Source organism: Paraburkholderia sp. 31.1, assembly GCF_014397645.1.
GTDB classification, from domain to species: domain Bacteria; phylum Pseudomonadota; class Gammaproteobacteria; order Burkholderiales; family Burkholderiaceae; genus Paraburkholderia; species Paraburkholderia tuberum.
Genome location: NZ_VZQN01000118.1, coordinates 1 through 3666 on the forward strand (window position 1 = coordinate 1; position 3666 = coordinate 3666).

At 63.5% G+C, this 3666-nt stretch carries 1 protein-coding gene; it reads left to right on the plus strand.

All coding sequences use genetic code 11. The features are described 5' to 3' along the window. Positions 1-65: 65 nt before the first annotated feature. Positions 66-3206 (plus strand): hypothetical protein, encoded by a 3141-nt coding sequence (locus F6X37_RS35360; protein ID WP_187614620.1) that lies wholly within the window; start codon positions 66-68, stop codon positions 3204-3206. Positions 3207-3666: the final 460 nt, after the last annotated feature.

Below are 3666 nucleotides of genomic sequence, written 5' to 3' on the forward strand. Positions count from 1 at the left end.
ACCACGTGCGGCTCCGACGGCCTGCTTTCGTTGCCCGCGGGATCACGCTCCACCACCGTGAACTCGTGCTCGCCTTCGTCCAGCGGCGTATCAGGCGTGAAGCTCCAGTTGCCGTCCTCGTCGACCTGCGTCTCGCCAATCGGCGTGCCGTTGTCGATCACGACGATCGTGTCGCCCGGTTCGCCCTTGCCCACCAGCGTCGGCGTCGTGTCGTCCGTGCTCTCGCCATTGCCCACCGGTCCCTGGATCGGACCTTCGTCGTCAATCACTTCGCCAATGACCGGCTGGTCCGGCGCATCAACATCCGCATCAGCATCCGCATCCGTGTCGGCATCGGCATCGGCATCCGCATCGGCATCCGCATCCGCATCCGCATCCGCATCCGCATCCGCATCCGCATCCGCATCGGCATCCGCGTCAGCATCGGCATCGGCATCGGCATCGGCATCGGCATCAGCATCGGCATCGGCATCGGCATCGGCATCGGCATCGGCATCAGCATCGGCATCCGCATCCGCATCCGCATCCGCATCCGCATCGGCGTCAGCATCAGCGTCCGCATCGGCGTCAGCATCAGCATCCGCATCGGCGTCAGCATCAGCGTCAGCATCAGCGTCAGCATCAGCATCCGCATCCGTGTCGGCATCGGCATCGGCATCGGCATCGGCATCGGCATCGGCATCGGCATCGGCATCGGCATCCGCATCCGCATCCGCGTCCGCATCGGCGTCAGCGTCCGCATCGGCATCGGCATCCGCATCGGCATCCGCATCGGCGTCAGCGTCCGCATCGGCATCGGCATCCGCATCCGCATCCGCATCCGCATCCGCATCCGCATCCGCATCGGCATCAGCATCGGCATCGGCATCAGCATCAGCATCCGCATCCGCATCCGCATCAGCATCCGCATCCGCATCAGCATCCGCATCAGCGTCCGCATCGGCGTCAGCATCAGCGTCCGCATCGGCGTCAGCATCAGCATCCGCATCCGTGTCGGCATCGGCATCGGCATCGGCATCGGCATCGGCATCGGCATCGGCATCCGCATCGGCATCCGCATCCGCATCGGCATCCGCATCCGCATCCGCGTCCGCGTCCGCATCGGCGTCAGCATCCGCATCAGCATCAGCATCCGCATCCGCATCCGCATCCGCATCCGCATCCGCATCCGCATCCGCATCCGCATCCGCATCCGCATCCGCATCAGCGTCAGCATCAGCATCAGCGTCAGCATCAGCGTCAGCATCCGCATCAGCGTCAGCGTCAGCATCCGCATCCGCATCCGCATCCGCATCCGCATCCGCATCAGCATCCGCATCAGCATCAGCATCAGCATCAGCATCAGCATCGGCATCCGCATCCGCATCCGCATCCGCATCAGCATCAGCATCAGCATCAGCATCCGCATCGGCGTCAGCATCAGCGTCAGCATCAGCGTCCGCATCGGCGTCAGCATCAGCATCAGCATCGGCGTCAGCATCAGCGTCCGCATCAGCATCAGCATCCGCATCCGTGTCGGCATCCGCATCGGCATCGGCATCGGCATCGGCATCCGCATCCGCATCCGCATCGGCATCCGCATCGGCATCGGCATCGGCATCGGCATCGGCATCGGCATCAGCATCAGCATCAGCGTCCGCATCGGCATCAGCGTCCGCATCGGCATCGGCATCGGCATCGGCATCAGCGTCAGCGTCAGCATCCGCATCGGCATCCGCATCCGCATCCGCATCCGCATCCGCATCCGCATCCGCATCCGCATCCGCATCCGCATCCGCATCCGCATCAGCATCAGCATCGGCATCCGCATCCGCGTCAGCATCCGCATCGGCGTCAGCATCCGCATCCGCATCCGCATCCGCATCGGCGTCAGCATCCGCATCCGCATCGGCGTCAGCATCCGCATCCGCATCCGCATCCGCATCGGCGTCAGCGTCAGCATCCGCATCCGCGTCGGCATCAGCATCCGCATCCGCATCCGCATCCGCATCCGCATCCGCATCAGCATCAGCATCCGCATCGGCGTCCGCATCGGCGTCCGCATCGGCGTCCGCATCGGCGTCAGCATCAGCGTCCGCATCGGCGTCAGCATCAGCATCAGCATCCGCATCCGTGTCGGCATCGGCATCGGCATCGGCATCGGCATCCGTGTCGGCATCGGCATCCGCATCCGCATCGGCATCGGCATCCGCATCGGCATCTGCATCCGCATCGGCATCGGCATCGGCATCGGCATCGGCATCGGCATCGGCATCGGCATCGGCATCGGCATCGGCATCCGCATCCGCATCCGCATCCGCATCCGCATCCGCATCCGCATCGGCATCAGCATCAGCATCAGCATCAGCGTCCGCATCGGCATCAGCGTCCGCATCGGCATCAGCGTCAGCATCCGCATCCGCATCAGCATCAGCATCCGCATCGGCATCCGCATCCGCATCCGCATCGGCATCGGCGTCAGCATCCGCATCGGCGTCAGCATCCGCATCCGCATCCGCATCAGCATCAGCGTCCGCGTCAGCATCCGCGTCAGCATCCGCGTCAGCATCCGCGTCAGCATCCGCGTCAGCATCGGCATCCGCGTCCGCATCCGCATCCGCATCCGCATCCGCATCCGCATCCGCATCAGCGTCCGCATCCGTATCGTCGTCAACTGCACCCGGCGGCGTCTGTTCATCCACTACAGCAGGAGCGCTGCCGCCATTACCACCACCGCTCGCGGCAGCAATCCCCGCACCCAGCGCGGCAAGCGCACCCAGGCCCAGGAGGCCGAAGCCCACCAGACCGACACCCGGCGCGGCGACGAGATTCGCGCCGAAACCGTTCAGTTGCGCCGCACCCAGAACCAGAGGCGAGTCCGCGCCATCCACAAGAAAAGCGGCCTCATGATCATCCTCGCCGTCCGCAGCGATATATTCGTGATACGACCCGTCTTCACCCAGGCCGACCAGCTCGCCTTCATTGCCGTAGAAGTCCTCAATGATCAGTTGCGGCTGGTCCAGCTCCGCCCCTTCCAGGCTGACCAGAAGATTCTTGCCGGAGCGTCGCACGGTAATGTTTTCGGGGCCGTGGCCGGTCTTGCTCTCGGCCAGAATGAATTTGCCACCTTTGATGGCGCTTACACGAACGGGAGCGCCTTGCGCGGACCCGCGCAATTCAACAGTCTGCTTGATGGTGCTGCCGTCGACAACGGCAAGCTTCACTGAACTGGTACTCATAGTAGTGCCTCTTTAAGTGCGTATGCTGGTCCACCTGGCCAGCGTATAGATAGAAAATGGCGACATGGCAGTCGCAAGAATGCTGCTCTACCTCTATTCTTGATGGGTGAGCAATAAAACGAAATATGACGAGTTCGAATTTGGACGAGACAGGAACGAGGCATTTCCCGGCACGGGAATCGCGAGCAGCGGTGCCTATGCACGATTGCGTAAGGGCTAAACAGGCAGTTGTCCAATGTTTCTCGCCTCTGTGCGCCAGACGCAAAAAGGGCCGCCATCCAGAAAGGAAGGCAGCCCATCGCGAAGCCCTGTATCCGGTGCGGCTCTGATCCGCAACACCTAACCGCCGGAGCGCCCGGTCTCCAGCCAGTCAACCAGCGAACCCGCGGATGCGTGCTCCCGCAGTACCGCCGCGTAGCCATCGAACCGGTTCGTCACTTCGCTCACG